This window comes from Streptomyces sp. TSRI0281 (genome assembly GCF_001905125.1).
Classification (GTDB): Bacteria; Actinomycetota; Actinomycetes; order Streptomycetales; family Streptomycetaceae; genus Streptomyces.
This window is the reverse complement of sequence record NZ_LWLE01000014.1, coordinates 39,919-58,431: the sequence shown is the minus strand read 5'-3', so window position 1 is coordinate 58,431 and position 18,513 is coordinate 39,919. Positions and strand designations below refer to the sequence as shown.

The following is an 18,513-nucleotide window of genomic DNA, read 5'->3' as shown; positions in this document are numbered from 1 at the left end:
GCCGGGCCCGGGGCCCGGCCATCGACCCCGATGTCGATCTCTCCGTTCCCGCGCAACGGGCGGAGACGGCCGGTCGCGAGAAGTGGAAGGTGCTCGGGGCCATCGCGGCGGGCGGCGCGCTGGGTGCCTCCGCGCGGTACGCCGCCCTGCTGCTTTGGCCGACCGCCGAAGGAGCGTTCCCCTGGGCGGTCCTCGGCGTCAATGTGACCGGCTGCGCCCTGATCGGCGTAGTGATGGTGCTGATCTCCGAGCGGGGCGTGGTGACCCGTCCGCTGGTGCGGCCGTTCCTCGGGGTCGGGGTACTCGGCGGGTTCACGACGTTCTCGACGTACGCGGCCGATGTGTCGAAGCTGTTGGTGCGCCAGGAGGCGCTGACCGCCATGGCGTACGCGGTGGTGACCGTCGTGGGGGCGCTCGGCGCGGTGTGGGGCGCGGCTGCGGCGACGCGGGCGCTGCTGGGCGCACGCGGTGGTGGGCGGGCCGCGTGAACTGGCTGCTGGTGGTGATCGGCGGGGCCGTCGGGGCGCCCCTGCGCTATCTGACGGACCGCGCGGTGCAGGCGCACCACGGAAGGGGACTTCCGTATGTGTTCCCGTGGGGGACGTTCACCGTCAACGCGGCGGGCAGCCTGCTGCTCGGGGTGCTGACCGGGGCCGCGGTCTCCGCACATACGTACGCCCTGCTGGGTACGGGGCTGTGCGGGGCGCTGACGACGTACTCGACGTTCTCGTACGAGACGCTGCGGCTGGCCGAGACCGGCCGGGCCTTCCTTGCCGCGGCCAATGTGGTGGTGTCCCTGCTGGTGGGACTGGGGGCGGTCTTTCTGGGCGCGGAGCTGGCGGGCGGGTTCGGGACGTAACGCGGCCGGGCGGGCGGCGTGTCGGGCGTGTCTCCGGCGGGGGTTGGGGAGTTGGGCACGGCGCCGCTCCCGTACGGCCCCGTCGGCGTAGGTCCTCGCGGACCCACGGAGCTGTCCCGCCCCCGCCACCCGATGTGGCCGCCCCGAGCGGCCGTTCGGGGCGGCTGTTCTGCGCGGCCGTCGTGTGCGGTCGTGCCGTTCGGTCGCCGTTCCGCTCCGCCGTTCGCTCCGCCGTTTCCTCGCTCCGCCGTTCCGCTCCGCCGTTTCCTCGCTCCGGAGGTCCCACCCGTGCGCCAGTTTTCCGCTCCCGTCCGATGGGCAGCCGTCACCGCGCTGACGATCGCCGCGTCCACAGGCTGTATGAGCGTCGGTGACGACGACGCGAGGCCGGGGCCCTCGCGGTCCGCGGACGAGAAGGGCGGGGATGCCGAGCCGGACGGCACCGTGCCGGACTCCGGCACGGCCGGCGCCGGCCGTGGCCTCGCCCGCACGCACTCCGACCGGGAGATCCCGGGGGAGCCGGACCCGGACGCCTCGGGGGCCACCCCGTCGACCGCCCCGCAGGGCCCGCGCCGGACCCCGGGCACCCCGCCGCCCACCCTGGGAGGCCGGCCGCCGACTCCGACCCTTTCCGCGCCGGGGCCCGCGGAGCCGTCGCCGGTCACCCCGGAGCCGCCGAGCCCGTCGGCTCCCGGCCCCGATCCCGACCCCGATCCGAAGCCCCCGCAGCCCTCGGAACCGCCCACGCCACCCCCCTCGGCCTCGCCCGCCGCGCAGCTCCGTGCCGGTGCGATGACCGCACCGCGGCGGCCGGAGATGCTGCGGACTCCGGAGGCATCACCGCAGGTGGGGCCGGTGTAGGGACGCGAGGGGAGGGGATGGTTTGCGCAATGTGGGTGAGAGTGCGTATGGTGGTAGATCGTTTGATCCCATTGCCCGGCGCCGACACAGAAGAGCGCCGTGTGGCGCGTACTCTCCCTTGCCGTGGCTGGACCGCATTGAGGCGGTCGAAATTGCGAATCACGGAGTTACGGGCGCGTGCCGAGACTCCGGAAGGTTTCGCATTTCGCATGTCAATTTCCAGTTCTGACCACACCGTCATGCCCGAGAACGTCGACAACGCAGAGCTCGCTGAGCTCGCCGAGGCCGTAGTGGCCCAGGCTTCCCAGGCACCTCAGGCTTCCCAGGCCGACGAGATCGTCGCCGACACCATCACCGTCACCGCCGAGGTCGCTGAGACCGCTGCGGTTTCCGAGGTCGTCGAGGCCGCCGAGGTCGCTGAGGTCTCCGAGACGCAGACGGCCGCCGCCGAGGTCTCCGAGACCGTGGACGCGCAGCCCGTCGACGAGGCCGACGCCGAGCCGACCGTCACCTTCAGCTCGCTCGGACTGCCCGACGGCATCGTCCGCAAGCTCGCGCAGAACGGTGTGACCTCGCCCTTCCCGATCCAGGCAGCGACCATCCCGGACGCCCTGGCCGGAAAGGACATCCTCGGCCGTGGCCGTACCGGCTCCGGCAAGACCCTCTCCTTCGGTCTGCCGACCCTGGCCGCGCTGGCCGGTGGCTTCACCGAGAAGAAGAAGCCCCGCGCCGTCATCCTCACCCCGACGCGTGAGCTCGCGATGCAGGTCGCGGACGCGCTCCAGCCCTACGGCGACGTGCTCGGCCTGAAGATGAAGGTCGTCTGCGGCGGTACGTCGATGGGCAACCAGATCTACGCGCTGGAGCGCGGTGTCGACGTCCTCGTCGCCACCCCGGGCCGCCTGCGCGACATCATCAACCGGGGCGCCTGCTCCCTGGAGAACGTCCAGGTCGCCGTCCTCGACGAGGCCGACCAGATGTCCGACCTGGGCTTCCTGCCCGAGGTCACCGAGCTGCTCGACCAGATCCCCGGCGGCGGCCAGCGCATGCTCTTCTCCGCCACCATGGAGAACGAGATCGGCACCCTGGTCAAGCGTTACCTGACCAACCCGGTGAGCCACGAGGTCGACAGCGCCCAGGGCAACGTCTCGACCATGTCGCACCACGTCCTCGTCGTGAAGCCGAAGGACAAGGCGCCGGTCACGGCCGCCATCGCCGCCCGCAAGGGCCGCACGATCATCTTCGTCCGCACCCAGCTGGGTGCCGACCGCATCGCCGAGCAGCTCATCGAGTCCGGCGTGAAGGCGGACGCGCTGCACGGCGGCATGACCCAGGGCGCCCGTACCCGCGTTCTTGAGGACTTCAAGAAGGGTTACGTCCACGCGCTGGTCGCGACCGACGTCGCCGCGCGCGGTATCCACGTCGACGGCATCGACCTGGTCCTGAACGTGGACCCGGCCGGTGACCACAAGGACTACCTGCACCGTTCGGGCCGTACCGCCCGCGCCGGCAAGTCCGGTGTCGTCGTCTCCCTGGCGCTTCCGCACCAGCGCCGCCAGATCTTCCGCCTGATGGAGGACGCGGGCGTCGACGCCTCCCGCCACCTCGTCCAGGGCGCGGGCGTCTTCGAGCCGGAGGTCGCCGAGATCACCGGTGCCCGTTCGCTGACCGAGGTCCAGGCCGACTCCGCGAACAACGCCGCCAAGCAGGCCGAGCGCGAGGTCGCCGACCTGACCAAGCAGCTGGAGCGCGTCCAGCGCCGCGCCGGTGAGCTGCGCGAGGAGGCCGACCGCCTGGTCGCCCGCGCCGCGCGCGAGCGGGGCGACGACCCCGAGGCAGCGGTGGCCGAGGCCGCCGCCGAGGCGGAGGCCGCGATCGAGGCCGCCGTGTCCGTACCGGAGCAGCCGGCCGTGCGCGAGGAGCGCCGTGACGAGCGCGGCAACTACGAGCGCCGCGACAACCGCCGTGACGACCGCGGTGGCGACCGTGGCGGTTACCGCGGTGGCAACGACCGGGGCGGCTTCCGTTCCGGTGGTGGCGACCGTCGCGATGACCGCGGTGGCGACCGTGGTGGCCGTTCGTTCGAGCGTCGTGACAATGACCGTCCGTCGTTCAACCGTGACCGTGGTGGCGACCGTCCCACCGGTGGCTTCCGTTCCGGTGGTGGCGACCGTCGCGACGACCGTGGCGGCGACCGTGGTGGCCGTTCGTTCGAGCGTCGTGACAACGACCGTCCGTCGTTCAACCGTGACCGTGGTGGCGACCGTCCCACCGGTGGCTTCCGCTCCGGCGGTGGCGACCGTCGCGACGACCGTGGCGGCGAACGCCGTGATGACCGTGGCGGCGACCGTGGTGGCCGTTCGTTCGAGCGTCGTGACAACGACCGTCCGTCGTTCAACCGCGACCGTGGCGGCGACCGCCCCACCAGTGGCTTCCGCGCCGGCGGCAGCGACCGTCCGTTCAACCGTGACCGCCGTGACGACCGTCCCTCGGGCGGCTTCCGCGCCGGTGGCGCCGGCGACCGTCCGACCGGCCGCCGTGATGACCACCGTGGTGCCAACACCGGCACCAACACCGGTTCCTTCGGCCGCCGCGACGACAAGCCGCGCTGGAAGCGCAACGGCTGATCGCGCTCCGCTGAACTGTTGAGCTGCCGCGAGGCAGCTCGGCCGACCTGCTGAAGCGGGCCCGTCCTTCACGGACGGGCCCGCTTTGTTGTGTCTCCGGCGCTGCGCCCCCGGCGTTCGCCGCTGGCCGCTGGCCGCTGGCCGCTGGTCGCTCGTCGCTCGTCTTCGTGCTCGGCTCCGGCGGGGTCGCGGGGTCGCGGGGTCGTTTCCGGGCCACCCGGTACGCATGTCGGCTGCCCGGCAAGGGAATCGCTGGGGGCATGACAAACGACTCACCCGCGCCACACGCGGGACCCCCCGGCCCACCGGCATCGTCCGCCCCGCCCACCGACCGGCCCGCGTCCTCCGGTCCGTCCGCGTCCCCCGACCGGTCCGCGGCGCCCGGATCGGACGAGGCGCGGCTGGCCGAACTCGGCTACACCCAGGTCCTCGCCCGCCGTATGTCGGCCTTCTCCAACTACGCCGTCTCGTTCACGATCATCTCGGTGCTCTCCGGCTGTCTGACGCTGTATCTGTTCGGGATGAACACCGGCGGCCCCGCCGTCATCACCTGGGGATGGGTCGGGGTCGGCCTGATGACGCTGTTCGTCGGGCTGGCGATGGCGGAGATCTGTTCGGCGTACCCGACCTCTGCGGGCCTGTACTTCTGGGCCCACCGTCTCGCCCCGCCGCGCTCGGCGGCCGCCTGGGCGTGGTTCACGGGCTGGTTCAACGTACTGGGCCAGGTCGCCGTCACCGCCGGGATCGACTTCGGGGCGGCGTCCTGCCTCGGGGCGTATCTGAACCTCCAGTTCGGCTTCGAGGTCACGCCCGGCCGGACGATCCTGCTCTTCGCCGCGATCCTGGTGCTGCACGGTCTCCTCAACACCTTCGGCGTCGGCATCGTCGCGGTCCTCAACAGCGTCAGCGTCTGGTGGCACGTGTTCGGCGTGGCCGTCATCGTCGGCGCCCTGACCTTAGTACCGGACTCGCACCAGTCGGCGTCGTACGTGTTCACCGAGTTCGTCAACAACACGGGGTGGGGCAGCGGCTTCTACGTGGTGATGATCGGCCTGCTGATGGCGCAGTACACCTTCACCGGCTACGACGCCTCGGCGCACATGACGGAGGAGACGCACGACGCCGCGGTGGCGGGGCCGCGCGGCATCGTGCAGTCGATCTGGACCTCCTGGATCGCCGGTTTCGTCCTTCTGCTCGGCTTCACCTTCGCCATCCAGTCGTACGAGGGCGCCCTCACGTCCCCGACCGGCGCCCCGCCCGCCCAGATCCTCCTGGACGCCCTCGGCGCGACGACGGGCAAGCTCCTGCTGCTGGTGGTGATCGGCGCCCAGCTCTTCTGCGGCATGGCCTCGGTCACGGCCAACAGCCGCATGATCTACGCCTTCTCCCGCGACGGCGCCCTGCCGTTCTCCCACATCTGGCACACGGTCAGCCCCCGCACCCGCACCCCCGTCGCGGCGGTCTGGCTCGCCGCCCTGAGCGCCCTCGCCCTCGGCCTCCCGTACCTGATCAATGTCACCGCGTACGCCGCCGTCACGTCCATCGCGGTGATCGGCCTCTACATCGCGTACGTGATCCCGACCCTGCTCCGCCTCCTGCGCGGCGACGACTTCGCCCGCGGCCCCTGGCACCTCGGCCGCTGGTCGCGCCCGATCGGCATCGTGGCGGTGACGTGGGTCGTGATCATCACGGTGCTGTTCATGCTGCCCCAGGTGTCGCCGGTCACCTGGGAGACCTTCAACTACGCCCCGATCGCGGTCCTGGTGGTGCTCGGCTTCGCGGCGACCTGGTGGCTGGTCTCGGCCCGGCACTGGTTCCTGAAGCCGGACAACCCGGATCACAAGCGCACGATCTCCCCCGAACCCCCGCACTGACCCCTCCCCGCCCACACCCCGCACGCCCTCCGATCACCCTCCGACCGGGACGACAGGCCCCGGCACCCGATACCGGATCGGCTGCCGGGCTCGGGCGGGCTATGCTCGGGGGTGATTCGCCAGGGGCCGTTAGCTCAATTGGTCAGAGCAGCGGACTTTTAATCCGTTGGTTGTGGGTTCGAGTCCCACACGGCCTACGCGATGCAGGGACGGTCGCAAGCCCGTGACCTGTGAAGGAGCGCCCCGTCCGGCTGATGCCGGGCGGGGCGCTTCGGTGTTGCGGCGCTTGTGCGGTCCTGTACCCGCTGGTGTCGGCTGCCCGCCACCGAGGCCGAGACCGGCCGGCCATCGTGCCCGCCGCCACGGCGGTACGACCGTGCGGACGCTGAACCCGTCCGTCAGCCGTCCGACGAGCGGGCTCCGTGCTCGGTGGCGAGGGCGGTGAGGCGGGCGGCCATAGCAGTGTCGAGGGCGGTGATCGCGTCCCCGGCGTCGTGGGTGTTGAGGGCGAAGCCGATCGTCCCGTAGAGGATGGTGACCTCGGCGTGGTGGTTGGCCTCGTCCTCGGCGGTGGCGACGGCGCTGTAGAGGGCTGGGACGGCGGAGCGGTCGGCCTTGAAGGTCGCGGTGAGTTTCCCGTCCCGGACGCTCCAGTCGGGGAGGCCGGTGAGGGCCAGGTCGAGTTCGGCGTCGGACAGCGGGGTGGCGGTCAAAGGGGGCTCCTTCGTTCAATGGTTCTAAGCGGCGAGTGGCTCAAGGGCCTTGACCAGGCGGTCGCCGATGGGGTCATTGCGCCAGCGGCTCATGCTCTGGCGGAGGGCTTCCAACTCCTTGCGATGGCGGGCGGAGCGCGTCTGGGCGGCGATCTCGGCGGATTGGGCGGCCAGGGTGACGGCGTGTTCGGGTTCGCCGGTGGCGGCGTACGCGGCGGCCTGGCGGGCGAGGTACACGCCGGTGTCGCGGCGGGCGGCCGGAGGCATGTCGGCGTTGATCCGGTCCCAGATGTGCTGGGCCTCGGAGTGCAGCCCCATCCGCCCGTAGCAGGTGGCGCGCTGGACCTCGAAGAAGTACGCGTTGTGGTGGACCGCGCCCCAGGGTATGGACGGATCCACCACCTCGACCACTGCGGACGCTTCGTCCAGGAGCTGGTCCACAGCGGTCCGTTCTCCGAGCAACGAGTGGCCGTGGGCCTGTTGGTGCATGAGGTTGACGCGGATGCGGTGGGAGAGCCGGTGCCGCTCGCTCAGCCCTTGTCGGCACAGGTCGACAGCGGCCCGTCCGTCACCCAGGTCGGATCGGAGGCGGGCCATGTTGGAGAGGATGTACGCGGTCAGGTCGGTGTTCGCGAGCATCTGCGCGTCCATCTGGGCGATGCCGTGCCAGTACGCGGTCGAGTCCCACAGGCCGGCGTCCTGGTGGAGCCATCCGGCCAGCGCGGCGTAGGTCACCCCGACCTGGATCAGGTCTTCCCGCACGGTGCCCCTGGCCGCCCGGGTGAGATCGCTGATCAGCCGGTACTGCTCGGTGACGGTCCCTATGAGATCGCGAGGACCGAGCATCATGTCGGCGGTGTAGTGGCCACCGAGCTGCTGGTAGAAGTAGCCGACCAGGGCCGGGTCGATGTCCCGGGGCCTGAGGTCGGCAGGGCTCACCATGCCGAGCGCGGCCACCGATCCGGCAGCCAGGAAACTGCGGCGTTCCATGGACGATGCCTCCTCCGCGTGGCGCAGACGGGCGGGGTGGCCGGGTGGGGGAGTGAAGCCGAGATGTTCGGGGCCGAGACCGAAGGCCGCGCGCAGGGCGGCGGCGGTATCCGGCCGGGGCCAGCCCGGCCCGTCCGATTCCCAGCGCCGGTAGGTACGCACACTGACGGTGAAGTACGGGTCCCCGAGCGCGAGCCGGCCCGCCGTGCTGATCTCTTCGGCCGCCTTCTCCTGGGACAGCCAGCCACGGTCGAGCCGTGCCGCCCGCAGTCTGCCGTTGGTCCTCACCGTGTCCCCTTGCGTTCGACCTCTCCAACGTAGCGCCCAACTGATCGACTCATACCCGGCGTTACGGGTGTTCGGTGCGTCTGTTCGAAGTGGCCGGTGAATGGCCGCTCTGTGGCCGCCGGGCTTCCTGGCCGTCCGGCGGGGTCCAGCGGTTTCCTGGAACGGTTCCGCACCTCCTGAGACTGCCCCGGCAAGGGGCGGACCCACCCTCGGCCCGTCCGGAGCGCATGACTCCCTGGTCATCGATCCAGGGACCGCCTGAGCACCTTTACGACGGAAGGGAAACCCTGATGTCCTTGCTGCTGGAACGCGTCCCGTCCCTCTCCCACGAGATCGCCGCCGAGCCCGCCGGACCGGCCGAGACTCGTCCGTTCGGTCTGGACAGCCTGACCAACCCGGTGCCGCTCCACGGTCACCGTCCGGTGCTGACCGTGGACCCGGTCACCCAGCTCTCCCTGGTCGATGGTCTCCCGGTCGGCGCCCACCCCACCATGAGCAAGACCTCGTGCAACACCGAGTCCGACGGCAGGGACGCCATCGCCGTCGACACGGACCAGAACGACGACGAGTACGACGACTGATGGCGTTCCACGCCTGTCAGAGCACGCGCGGCGGGCTGCCGCCGCGCGTGCTCGTCGTGACACATGCCCTGGACCCCACCGCGGACTTCGTTCTACGGGAGCTGAACGAGCGGCGGGTGCCGTTCTGGCGTACGGACCTCGCCGACTTCCCCACCCGCACCACTCTCCGTACGGAGCTGGGGGCGGACGGCCGCTGGACCGGATCCCTCCACGACGACGCCCGGGGCATCGACCTATCGGAGCTGCGGGCGGTGTGGTGGCGCAAGCCCACCGTCCACGAGCTGCCGGAATCGATGGGTGGCCCAGAGCGCCGCTTCGCGGTCGGGCAGGCCAAGCGGGCGATCACCGTTCTCGGCTCGCTGCCCGGAGTGCTGTGGGTGAACCGGCCGCAGGCGAACGTCGACTGCACCAAGCCGGTGCACCTGGCCGCCGCCGTGGCCAGTGGACTCCAGGTGCCGGAGACGCTGATCACCAACGACCCGGCCGCCGTGCCGCCCTTCGCCCGGCGGTGCGGCGGGCGGATCGTGACCAAGGTGCTGGGCGGGATCGTCCACACCGAGGGCGGCACCCGGGGCCAGCTCTACACCTGCCGCGTTCCCGAGGAGCGCTGGGCCGATCCTCGGATTGCGCTGACCGCGCACCTGTTCCAGCGGGAGATCACAGACCGGGCGTACGAGGTCCGTGTCGCGGTCGTCGCCGGGAGGCTGTTCGCTGCGGCCATCCACGCCCCGGTCGGTCACCGCGGCCCGGACTGGCGCCAGGATTCCGATGCCTTCACCCACACCGCCATCCGCCTGCCCGCCTCGATCGGGGACGCGGTACGCGAGATGATGCGCCGCCTCGGCCTGGTCTTCGCCGCCATCGACTTCATCGTGGATGCCCAGGGCGTGCACTACCTGGTCGACGTCAACGCGGGCGGCCAGTGGGCCTGGATCGAGCCCACCCGCGAACCGATCACCCACGCCATCGCCGATCTCCTTCAGAAAGGCACCACCCGCTGATGACCGACGACCTCACGAATCGGGCCGCCAAGGCCCGCCGCGCCCTCGCCCAAGCTCTCACCGACGCGGGCGACCTCACCGACCCCCAGTGGCGCCGTGCCTTCGAAGAGGTCCCCCGCCATGTCTTCGTCCCGTACTTCTACGCACCCTGCGGTGACCGGATCTCCGGTGACGACCAGTGGTTCACCGCTGTCCACGAGGACCGCAGCCTGGTCACACACCGCACGGACGGGGCGGCGACCTCGTCCAGCTCACAGCCGTCCCTCATGGCGACCATGCTCGAAGCCGTCGCCGTGCAGGACGGGATGAGCGTGCTGGAGATCGGCGCCGGCACCGGCTACAACGCCGCCCTCCTCTCCCACCGCCTCGGCGACGACCATGTCACCACAGTCGACATCGCCGAGGACATCACCGGTCCCGCCCGCGAACGCTTGGCCGCCGCCGGATACCGACCGACCGTGATCACCGGAGACGGCTCCCTCGGCGTCCCCGATCGCGCCCCCTACGACCGCATCATCGTCACCTGTGGCCTCTCCTCTGTCCCCCTGGCCTTGCCCCAGCAGCTCACGGACGACGGCTTCCTTCTCGCCCCGCTCGGCAACGCCCTCGCCCGTATCCACCCCACAGGCCCGGACACCGCCACCGGCCGCTTCCTCCCCCACGGCGCCTTCTTCATGCCGCTGCGCCAGACCCCATCCGACGGCGTCCCCACCCGCCGCCCGCCGCTGCCCACCGGCCTTGGCCGTCCTTCCGCCCTCCCCGCCGAGGCCATCGCCGACAACCACTTCCGCTTCCTTGCCAGCATCGCCGTGCCCGGCCTCACCTGGCAGTACGACCTGAACGACAACAGGGAGATCACCGGCGCCCGCGTCTGGCACCCGGACGGCTTCATTGCACAACTCCGCTCCGATGGAACGGTCGTTGAGGCAGGCCCCCGATCCCTTTGGGCCTGTCTTGAAGACGCTCACCGCAGCTACCAAATCGCGGGCCGCCCCACCCCAGACCGTTACGGCATCACCACCGGCCCGGAGGGACAGGTCGTCTGGCTCGACGACCCGGACGGGCCGAGTTGGACGCTGGGCGAATGACTGGTCAAAAGCATCCCTCGCAGGCTTGAGGGCCTGCGAGGGATGCGCTGTCAGAACACAGCGGCGACAGCCACGCTGACGATGAGGTTCCACCACCCCGGATTGGACCACCAAGGATCCCGCCTCTTCAGTGTGATCACGAACATGTTCGCCCCCTACGGATATTTATTGGGCCACTCGCCTGGCGGCCTGTTCCGGGGTCAACGGGCGTCCGTATCTGGGGTTACGGGGAAGCGCGGAACAGTCTTCTTAGGTGTAGGTGAACATCATGGGCGGGTCGGGCTGGCAATCGAGAACCGCTCGCGCGTGTGCATCCGATGTCGGGGCAAGACGCACGTGGTCGCCAACCGAGGTTTCGGTATGGCGACCACGTATCGATAAACATCCCCGCGTGCGCGGGGACCAATCTGTGTCTTGGCCTGTCCAACTAAGCAGACTGGGACCATCCCCGCGTGTGCGGGGACGACTGCGCCAGCATCAGCGCAGCGTAGGCGTCGACAGGACCACCCCCGCGTGCGTGGGGATGTTCCATGTCAGGCTCTCAAAGATAGGTTCCAACAGTGCAGTGCTGGGCCATCTACCGGTGGCTGACTGCTGGTTACGGCGCCGCATCTGGTCCAGACGATTTTGCGTGAGCCGACGTGCCAGCACAGGTCTCTTTGAGTCGAACCGGATGGCATCGGTGGCCCTGCCTGCCGGATTTATACGGCCGACAGGGGTCAGGGGGGGCACCTCACCACAAAACGCCAGGTCTTTTAATCCGTTGGTTGTGACTTCGAGTCCCACGCGGCCTACCCCTCGGCCCCAGCCCAGAGCGTTGACCGGGGTGGGGCCGACGCGCTTCACCGTCGAGGCGGGGCTTTCGCCGGCCCCCTGTGGGCCCTGCTCGCCGCCCGCCCGAACCTGCTGCGGCCCGGCACCCCGACCGGCAAGGAACTGCGCCACGTCCTTCCCGTGATGTTGGATAGCCGGGCGCTGGCGCGCAGGGAGCTGGAGGGTATCCGGTACGCAATTCGCCTTGCCGAGGCGTGAGAGGAGAGCGTCGTGGCTGACGACCTGACCGCAGTGGGCCGCTTCCTGTACGAGGCGGGCACGCTCAAGCAGACCCGGCGAACCGGCTGGTGGATGGCTGGAGTCCGGGACCCGGAGAGCGTCGCCGAGCACTCGTGGCGCACGTCGCTGATCGCCACGATCATCGCGAAGCTGGAGGGCGCGGACCCTGCGCGCGCCGCGTTCCTCGCGGTGTGGCACGACACGCAGGAGACCCGCACCGGGGACGTGAACCACCTCGGGAAGAAATACGCGTCGGCAGGCGACCCGCAGGCGGTAACCGCCGACCAGACGGCAGGGATGCCCGAGGTACTGGCGTCGACAGTCCGCGAGCTGGTCGCAGAGTACGAGGCGAAGGAGTCGCCCGAGGCGGTCTGTGCCCGTGACGCGGACAAGCTGGAGTGCCTGCTCCAGGGCATCGAGTACAAGGCGCAGGGTTACGAGAACGCGCAGCGGTGGATTGACAACAGCCGTGGGCGTCTCGTCACCGAGACCGCGAACCGGTTGGCCGATGAGCTTCTGTCGCAGGGCGCCCTTGACTGGCTGCGCACCGCCCTGGGCGAGGGGAAGCAGTAGCTCCGGGGATGACGAAGTGTCCCGGCGTTTCCTCGCGAACAGCTTTGCCTGCCGGATGGAGCGGACTGTGGGGCGTCGTCATCCGTTCCCCGCGTGTGCCCATTCGAGGATGGTCCCGACGGCGTCAAGGAGTTCGCCCGGGGCACGGAGGTCGCGATGTTCCTGCCGAGACTGACCGCTCGCCAAGTCCACGTACTCCAGCTCAGCTTCACCGCTGCTCCAGACGATGAGCACAGCGGCATGGCCGTCGTTCTCCAACGTCATCCATGCGCTGGTCTTGGGCCGACCGTCATCGGGTGATCGCTGGATGGCACCCGTGACTCCACGTGATCGCAGTTGCCCCGCGTTCTTGGTGAACCAGGTATGGAGTATCTGCGGCAACTCGTTCATTCGGATCCGCCCCTTCTGTCACCAGTACGGGGACAATTCAACTGCGGCCCGAGTTGCCTGACTTCACTTGGACAGCGCATCCATAAAGTCGACCTCAACGGGCGTACTCGACAACTACGCTCGAAGTTGTATGGGCCGTCGCACGGCCCTGGACGCCTGACCAAGGGGGGCCTCTTCACATGGGCAGGACTGAGTACTACAACGATCCCGAGGCGCCCAAGGCGAACACGCTCATCCCCGCCAACAACCTGCTCGTCGTCGACGACAGCGGAGCCATACTCCTTCAGCGCCGTCGTGACACAGGCCAGTGGGCCCTGCCAGGCGGCGCTCAGGACATCGGCGAGACTGCGGCACAGTGCGCGGTACGGGAATGCCTGGAGGAGACCGGCATCATCGCCGAGATCACCGGCTTTCTGGGTGTCTACACCAACCCGCGCCACATCGTCGCCTACGCCGACGGTGAGATCCGTCAGCAGTACGAGAACACCTACATCGGCCGCCCCGTCGGCGGCGAGCCCACCATCAACGAGGAGGCCGACGGCGTCCGCTTCATCCAGCCGGGCGACCTCGACCAGTACGACATCCACCCCAGCATGCGCCAACAGATCGGCGATTACCTCGCAGGCACGTACCCCTACCTGGGTTGACTGGCCGGGACACCCTCCGCGTCGGCGAGCTCCTTGAAACATTTCGGCGACCGAAGTATTCGGCCTTCTCGCCGGGGCGATCCACCCGCTTCCGTCCCTGATCGCCCTCGGCCGGCAGACGGACAACCGATGGCTGGTCCTGGCCACCAACGTGTTATTCGGTACGACGACAGTGAGTTGGGTGCCTGCGCTCGTCCTGGGCTCACGTAGGCCCAAAATGGCTGCTGCGGCCCGGCTTTGGTTCTCGACAACTCGCCGGTGACGGGTTTGTGCTGTTGCTGCACACCGTCGCAAGGGTTACGACCCCCACCGCCGTCGGCCCCGCCTCCGCACGGCACGCGAACAGCCCTTCCCGCGCGTCCGGGAAGGGCTGTTCGCGCAGTCCGGTCTCTCTAGGCGGTCTGCGGGTGGAGCAGCCGGGCCAGTAGGTCGTCGAGGCTGATCAGGCCCGTGAGGCGGCCGTGGTCGTCGCGGATGACGGCCAGCGACGCGCGGTTGCGGCGCAGTTGTTCCACCGCGTGGGAGATGCTGTCGGCACTCTTCAGCTCGGGTACCGGCCGGGCCAGTTGGCGGGCGGTGGTCGAGCGGTCGTGGGCGCGGGCCACCAGGGCGTCGCGTGCGTGGATCGAGCCGAGCACCCGGTCACCGTCCCGTACCAGGAGGCGGGTGCGGTCGGCGGTGGTCGCTCGGGCCAGGATCGCGTCGAGGCCCGCGTCGGCGGGGACGGTGATGATGTCGCCCGCCGGGATCCGGAGCTCGGAGACCGGGGTCTGCGGTTCGGTCAGGGAGCGGGTGATGAGCTCGGAGTCGGTCTTGTTGATCAGGCCGAGGCGCTCGGACTCGGCGACCAGGTGCGTGAGCTGTTCGCGGTTGTGGACGGAGGTCAGCTCGTAGCGCGGCTGGACGCGGCACAGACGTACGAGGGCGTTGCTGATCGCGTTGAGGAACCGGATCAGCGGGCGCACGGTCCTGACCAGTGCGCGGAAGGGCGGCGTGAGCAGCATCGCGGAGCGCTCGGGGTGGGCGATGGCCCAGGACTTCGGCGCCATCTCACCGACCACCATGTGCAGGAAGACGACGAGGAGCATGGCGAGGGCGAAGGCGATGCCGTAGCTGAGGCCGCTGGGCAGGCCCAGGTCGACCAGCAGCGGGTCGATCCGGTGCGAGATGGCGGGCTTGGAGAGGGAGCCGAGGCCCAGGGTGCAGATGGTGATGCCGAGTTGGGCGCCCGCGAGCATCAGGGACAGCTCGCGCATTCCGGCGAGGGCCGCTCCGGCGCCCCGCTGTCCTTCGGCGGCGGCTTTCTCCATACGGTGGCGTTTGGCCGCCACCAGGGCGAACTCGGCGGCGACGAAGAAGCCGCTGCCGATGAGCAGCAGGACGGTGATGAGGAGGGCTACGGGGAAACTCATGCCTGTGCCTCCTCGGCCGGGCGCTCGGCCGGCTCGATGCGTACGCGTTCGGGAACGTGCCGGTCCAGACTCAGTACCTGGATGCGGACGCCGTCCGTGGTCAGGCGGTCGCCGATGGCCGGGAAGCGGCCGAGCCGGTCGATGATCAGGCCCGCCACGGTGTCGTAGTCCTCTTCCCCGGGAAGCGCGATGCCCGTGGCCGACTCGACCTCGTCCAGGCGTCGGCCGGCGTCCACGAGCCAGCCCGCTCCGTCGGCGACCGCGAGCTCGACGACGGTGTCGCTCTCGTCGGCGATGTCGCCGACCAGTTCCTCGGCGATGTCCTCGTACGTGACGACTCCCGCGATGCCCCCGTGCTCGTCCAGGACGACCGCGAACTCGTCGTCCCGCTCCCGCATCCGCGCCACCGCGTGCGGCAGCGGAAGCGTGTCGGGCAGCAGCAGCGGCCGGTGGGCCACCTCGCCCGCGGTGGTGCGCTCGAACCGGGCGGCGGGCAGCCGCATCAGATCCCGTACGCCGAGGACTCCCGCGACGTCGTCGGGGTGATCGCCCACCACCGGGTAGTTGGAGTGGCCGTGCCTGGCGATGAGTTCGACCGCCTGCGCGGCGGTGGCGTCCTTGCGGACGAACACGGCGTCGGCGCGGGGCACCATCACCTCGTCCAGCGTGCGCTCGGAGAACGCCAGTGCGTGGTCGAGGAGTTCGGCGGTGTCGGCGGGCAGATGCCCCTGCTCGTGGGACTCGCCGATGAGATGGCTGAGCTCTTCGAGGGTGGCTCCGTGGTGCAGTTCCTCGACCGGCTCGATCCGCACGGTGCGCAGCAGCTTGTTCGCGGCCCCGTCGAAGACGCGCACCACGGGGCCCACGATCCTCAGATAGACGAGGGTGGACGAAGCCAGGGACTTGGCCAGCCGTTCGGGTACGGCGAGTGCCAGATTCTTCGGCGCCAGCTCACCCAGCACCATCTGTACGAAGGTGGCGAGGACGAAGGCGAGCACGACGGAGATCGCGGAGACGGCTCCGTCCGGCAGACCGAGGCCCTCCAGCACGGGCCTGAGCAGCGCGGAGACGGACGGCTCGGCGAGGAAACCGACCACCAGCCCGGTGACGGTGATGCCCAACTGGGCGCCCGAGAGCATGAACGAGAGCCGCCCGAGCACCTTCAGGGCGCGAGCGGCCCGCTTGTCGCCCGCCGCGGCCTCGCGGGCGAGTGCCAGCCGGTCGACGGCGACGTACGCGAATTCCTGAGCGACGAAGTATCCGGTGCCGGCGGTCAGTACGACCACGGCCAGCAGCCCCAGTACGGCGCTCATCGGCAGGTCGCTCGCGTGAGGGCACCCTGCCGCCGCCGTGCGTCACGGCTGGGGGCGGGCGGTCGCGGACTGTGCCCCGGCGAGTCGGGTGCCGTCGGTCTGGCGGACAAGGAGCGCTCCTTCTGGAGGGGTGGAGAGGGCGGAAGGAAGAGAGCCCAGTGCCGGGCGGGGTGTTGAGCCCGGTGTGGGGCCGGGGAGGGCGTTGAGCCTCGTGTCGAGCCGGGCGCCCGGCGGGGTGTTGAGGCGCACGCCCGGTGGGGTGTTGAGCCTGGTGTCGGGCCGCGCGCCCGGCGGGGTGTTGAGCCCGGTGTCGGGCCGGATGCCGGGCGGGGCGCTGAGCCGGACACCCGGCGGGGTGCCGAGGCGCACGCCGGGGCGTCGGAGGGCCGGTTCGCGCGGGGCCTTCAGGCACAGCTTCGTTCACCGTGCCACTCCCGTCCCGTGGTTCCTGCGCGAGAGGCGGGGAGTGGCACGGCCGGTACTGGGAGGCTCACCCATCGCGGGTCCGTGGCTCCTTGTCAGGGGTCAGATCAGTGGGTGCCGAAGGGGCGTACTTCTACACTCACTGTAAAGGAACGGCAAACGGACCCTGCGGGGGACGGCGCTCCGCAGGTCTTCGGGTTCGGACCCGGACGGCATCTTCCCGGCCCTATGCTTCTACACGCGTGTAGAAGAAGTGTGGGGCGGCCCGGACTTCCGGCTTCGCCCTGCGCGCGAACGGAGATCCGACGGGGGCGCACGACGACCGGTCCCCGGCCCGGACCGGTCGCACGCACCATCCATCCGAATTCCGTGGGAGGACCGTCGTGGCTTCGATCGATCTGGACAAAGTGCTGGACAAGGCATGGGCGGACAAGAGCCTGCCGGAGATCCTCGACGCACCCGTATCCGCGCTGAAGGGGGTCTCCGACCGGGGCGGTGAGCTGCTCCAGGAGGCGTTCGGCGTCAAGACCGTCGCCGATCTGGCAGAGCTGAAGTACGCGCGCTGGGCGCAGGCCCTGGCGGCACTGGGCGCGACCGCCAAGTAGGCATGGTGTGCGGGCCGGTGCCCCACGGACGCCCGTGGCGCACCGGCCCGCCGCTCCGGAATCACCCGCAGAGAAGAAGGAGTGAACGCCACGATGGTGTTCAAACGGCTGCTCGGCTCACTCGGCGTGGGCGGGCCCACGGTGGACACGGTCCTCGACGCGGGCGCGTTCGCGCCCGGCGGCAGCCTCGACGGGCAGGTCCATCTCCAGGGCGGCGACGCCGACTTCACCATTGAGCAGATCACCCTGGAGCTGGTCGCCCGGGTCGAGGCCGAACACGAGGACGGCGAGCACGAGGGCACCGTCGTCTTCGACCGCTTCGCCGTCGGCGGCAACTTCCGCCTCGTCGCGGGGGAGCGGCGCAGCGTCCCCTTCGGTGTGACGCTGCCGTGGGAGACCCCCGTCACCGAACTCCACGGTCAGAGTCTCGGAGTGGTCCTCGGTGTGCGTACCGAACTGTCGGTGGCGGGCGCCAAGGACAAGGGCGACCTGGACCCGCTCGCGGTGCGCCCCCTGCCCGCGCAGGAGGCGATCCTCGAAGCCTTCGGGCAGAGCGGCTTCGGCTTCAAGTCCGCAGACCTGGAACTGGGGCGGATCAGCGGGACCGGCCAGCAGCTGCCCTTCTACCAGGAGGTCGAGCTCACCCCCTCGGCGCGGTACGCGCACGCGGTCAACGAGATCGAGGTGACCTTCCTCGCGCATCCGGGCGGGATGGAAGTGGTCCTGGAGGCCGACAAGCGCGGGGGACTCTTCGCCGAGGGCCACGACACGGTGACCCGCTTCACCGTGAGCCACCACGACGTCGGCCGGCGTGACTGGAACGCCGAGGTCGACGCCTGGATGGGTCAACTGGTCGAGCACCGTGCCTCGTACGGCACGCACGCCTCGCACGGCACCCATGGCACCCATGACGCGTACGGCTCACATGGCACGCATGGCTCGTACGGGCACCAGGATCCGTATCAGGCGGACCGCTTCGGCCATGGTGAGCCTCACCACGGGGAGGGGCACGGTCACCGCTCCGGCCCCGGGATGGGCACCGTCGTCGCAGCCGGTGCGGCAGGACTCGCCGTCGGGGTGGTCGGCGGGATCGTCGCGGCCGAAGTGGTCGACGAGATCGGTGACGCCTTCGAGGGCGAGGACGAGGAAGAGGAAGAAGGGGGCGAGGAGGGCTGAAGCGGCCCTGACGTCCCGCGAGCGCCGCGAGGCCCCGGC

19 protein-coding genes, 1 tRNA gene and 1 pseudogene are annotated in these 18,513 nt (G+C 70.2%); 15 read left to right on the top strand and 6 right to left on the bottom strand.

Annotated elements, in window-relative coordinates:
• Positions 1–20: 20 nt before the first annotated feature.
• The 6 genes from A6A29_RS21530 (at position 21) to A6A29_RS21505 (ending at position 6,418) form a co-directional block, all read left to right on the top strand.
• Positions 21–488 (top strand): FluC/FEX family fluoride channel, encoded by a 468-nt coding sequence (locus A6A29_RS21530; protein ID WP_073722148.1) that lies wholly within the window; start codon positions 21–23, stop codon positions 486–488.
• The gene (crcB, locus tag A6A29_RS21525) at positions 485–859 is read left to right on the top strand and encodes a fluoride efflux transporter CrcB (RefSeq protein WP_073722068.1); all 375 of its coding nucleotides are present in this window, start codon (positions 485–487) and stop codon (positions 857–859) included. Before A6A29_RS21530 ends, crcB begins: the two co-directional genes overlap by 4 nt.
• A gap of 288 nt (positions 860–1,147) precedes the next feature.
• Positions 1,148–1,720, top strand: coding sequence for a hypothetical protein (locus tag A6A29_RS21520; protein ID WP_073722066.1), 573 nt, complete (start codon positions 1,148–1,150; stop codon positions 1,718–1,720).
• A gap of 209 nt (positions 1,721–1,929) precedes the next feature.
• On the top strand, positions 1,930–4,347 hold the full coding sequence (locus A6A29_RS21515; RefSeq protein ID WP_385731860.1) for a DEAD/DEAH box helicase: 2,418 nt from the start codon (positions 1,930–1,932) through the stop codon (positions 4,345–4,347).
• Positions 4,348–4,607: 260 nt separating this feature from the next.
• Positions 4,608–6,221: an amino acid permease gene (locus A6A29_RS21510; RefSeq protein ID WP_241838592.1), complete on the top strand. Its 1,614-nt coding sequence runs from the start codon at positions 4,608–4,610 to the stop codon at positions 6,219–6,221.
• Positions 6,222–6,344: 123 nt separating this feature from the next.
• A tRNA-Lys gene (locus A6A29_RS21505) sits at positions 6,345–6,418 on the top strand.
• A gap of 201 nt (positions 6,419–6,619) precedes the next feature.
• Here A6A29_RS21505 and A6A29_RS21500 read toward each other — a convergent pair.
• Complete coding sequence (locus tag A6A29_RS21500; RefSeq protein WP_073722062.1) at positions 6,620–6,934, bottom strand: 4a-hydroxytetrahydrobiopterin dehydratase; 315 nt, start codon at positions 6,932–6,934, stop codon at positions 6,620–6,622.
• 24 nt (positions 6,935–6,958) lie between these two features.
• Positions 6,959–8,212 (bottom strand): helix-turn-helix transcriptional regulator, encoded by a 1,254-nt coding sequence (locus tag A6A29_RS21495; protein ID WP_073722060.1) that lies wholly within the window; start codon positions 8,210–8,212, stop codon positions 6,959–6,961.
• 290 nt (positions 8,213–8,502) lie between these two features.
• Here A6A29_RS21495 and tgmA point away from each other — a divergent pair, with 290 nt between their 5' ends.
• From tgmA to A6A29_RS21470, 5 genes and pseudogenes are all read left to right on the top strand, one after another.
• Positions 8,503–8,793: a putative ATP-grasp-modified RiPP gene (gene tgmA / locus A6A29_RS21490; RefSeq protein ID WP_073722058.1), complete on the top strand. Its 291-nt coding sequence runs from the start codon at positions 8,503–8,505 to the stop codon at positions 8,791–8,793.
• Positions 8,793–9,794 (top strand): MvdC/MvdD family ATP grasp protein, encoded by a 1,002-nt coding sequence (locus tag A6A29_RS21485; RefSeq protein WP_073722056.1) that lies wholly within the window; start codon positions 8,793–8,795, stop codon positions 9,792–9,794. The genes tgmA and A6A29_RS21485 overlap by 1 nt, the downstream gene beginning before the upstream one ends.
• Positions 9,794–10,882, top strand: a complete 1,089-nt coding sequence (locus tag A6A29_RS21480; protein ID WP_107468278.1) for a methyltransferase domain-containing protein — start codon at positions 9,794–9,796, stop codon at positions 10,880–10,882. Before A6A29_RS21485 ends, A6A29_RS21480 begins: the two co-directional genes overlap by 1 nt.
• Positions 10,883–11,755: 873 nt before the next feature.
• Positions 11,756–11,914, top strand: a pseudogene (locus A6A29_RS46765) (transcriptional regulator); the annotation flags it as partial.
• Positions 11,915–11,926: 12 nt separating this feature from the next.
• On the top strand, positions 11,927–12,508 hold the full coding sequence (locus A6A29_RS21470) for an HD domain-containing protein (RefSeq protein WP_073722054.1): 582 nt from the start codon (positions 11,927–11,929) through the stop codon (positions 12,506–12,508).
• Between the two features lie 78 nt (positions 12,509–12,586).
• Here A6A29_RS21470 and A6A29_RS21465 read toward each other — a convergent pair whose 3' ends face one another.
• Positions 12,587–12,898, bottom strand: coding sequence for an immunity protein TriTu family protein (locus tag A6A29_RS21465; protein WP_073722052.1), 312 nt, complete (start codon positions 12,896–12,898; stop codon positions 12,587–12,589).
• Positions 12,899–13,077: 179 nt separating this feature from the next.
• Between A6A29_RS21465 and A6A29_RS21460 the strand changes: the two genes are divergently transcribed.
• Together A6A29_RS21460 and A6A29_RS48105 are read left to right on the top strand one after the other, a co-directional pair.
• Positions 13,078–13,545 (top strand): NUDIX hydrolase, encoded by a 468-nt coding sequence (locus A6A29_RS21460; RefSeq protein WP_073722050.1) that lies wholly within the window; start codon positions 13,078–13,080, stop codon positions 13,543–13,545.
• A gap of 40 nt (positions 13,546–13,585) precedes the next feature.
• Complete coding sequence (locus tag A6A29_RS48105) at positions 13,586–13,807, top strand: superinfection immunity protein (RefSeq protein WP_079182929.1); 222 nt, start codon at positions 13,586–13,588, stop codon at positions 13,805–13,807.
• Between the two features lie 130 nt (positions 13,808–13,937).
• Here A6A29_RS48105 and A6A29_RS21450 read toward each other — a convergent pair whose 3' ends face one another.
• From A6A29_RS21450 to A6A29_RS44850, 3 genes are read right to left on the bottom strand one after another with little or no spacing between them, the layout of a single operon-like run.
• The gene (locus A6A29_RS21450; RefSeq protein ID WP_073722048.1) at positions 13,938–14,957 is read right to left on the bottom strand and encodes a hemolysin family protein; all 1,020 of its coding nucleotides are present in this window, start codon (positions 14,955–14,957) and stop codon (positions 13,938–13,940) included.
• Positions 14,954–16,270, bottom strand: coding sequence for a hemolysin family protein (locus A6A29_RS21445; RefSeq protein ID WP_073722047.1), 1,317 nt, complete (start codon positions 16,268–16,270; stop codon positions 14,954–14,956). Before A6A29_RS21445 ends, A6A29_RS21450 begins: the two co-directional genes overlap by 4 nt.
• 42 nt (positions 16,271–16,312) lie before the next feature.
• Positions 16,313–16,639 carry a hypothetical protein gene (locus A6A29_RS44850; RefSeq protein ID WP_143197022.1) on the bottom strand — a complete coding sequence of 109 codons (327 nt, stop codon included), beginning with the start codon at positions 16,637–16,639 and terminating at the stop codon, positions 16,313–16,315.
• A 437-nt stretch (positions 16,640–17,076) separates the two neighbouring features.
• Between A6A29_RS44850 and A6A29_RS21440 the strand changes: the two genes are divergently transcribed.
• Positions 17,077–17,298: a hypothetical protein gene (locus A6A29_RS21440; protein ID WP_073722046.1), complete on the top strand. Its 222-nt coding sequence runs from the start codon at positions 17,077–17,079 to the stop codon at positions 17,296–17,298.
• Positions 17,299–17,391: 93 nt separating this feature from the next.
• Positions 17,392–18,474 carry a sporulation protein gene (locus A6A29_RS21435; RefSeq protein ID WP_073722045.1) on the top strand — a complete coding sequence of 361 codons (1,083 nt, stop codon included), beginning with the start codon at positions 17,392–17,394 and terminating at the stop codon, positions 18,472–18,474.
• Positions 18,475–18,513 lie beyond the last annotated feature (39 nt).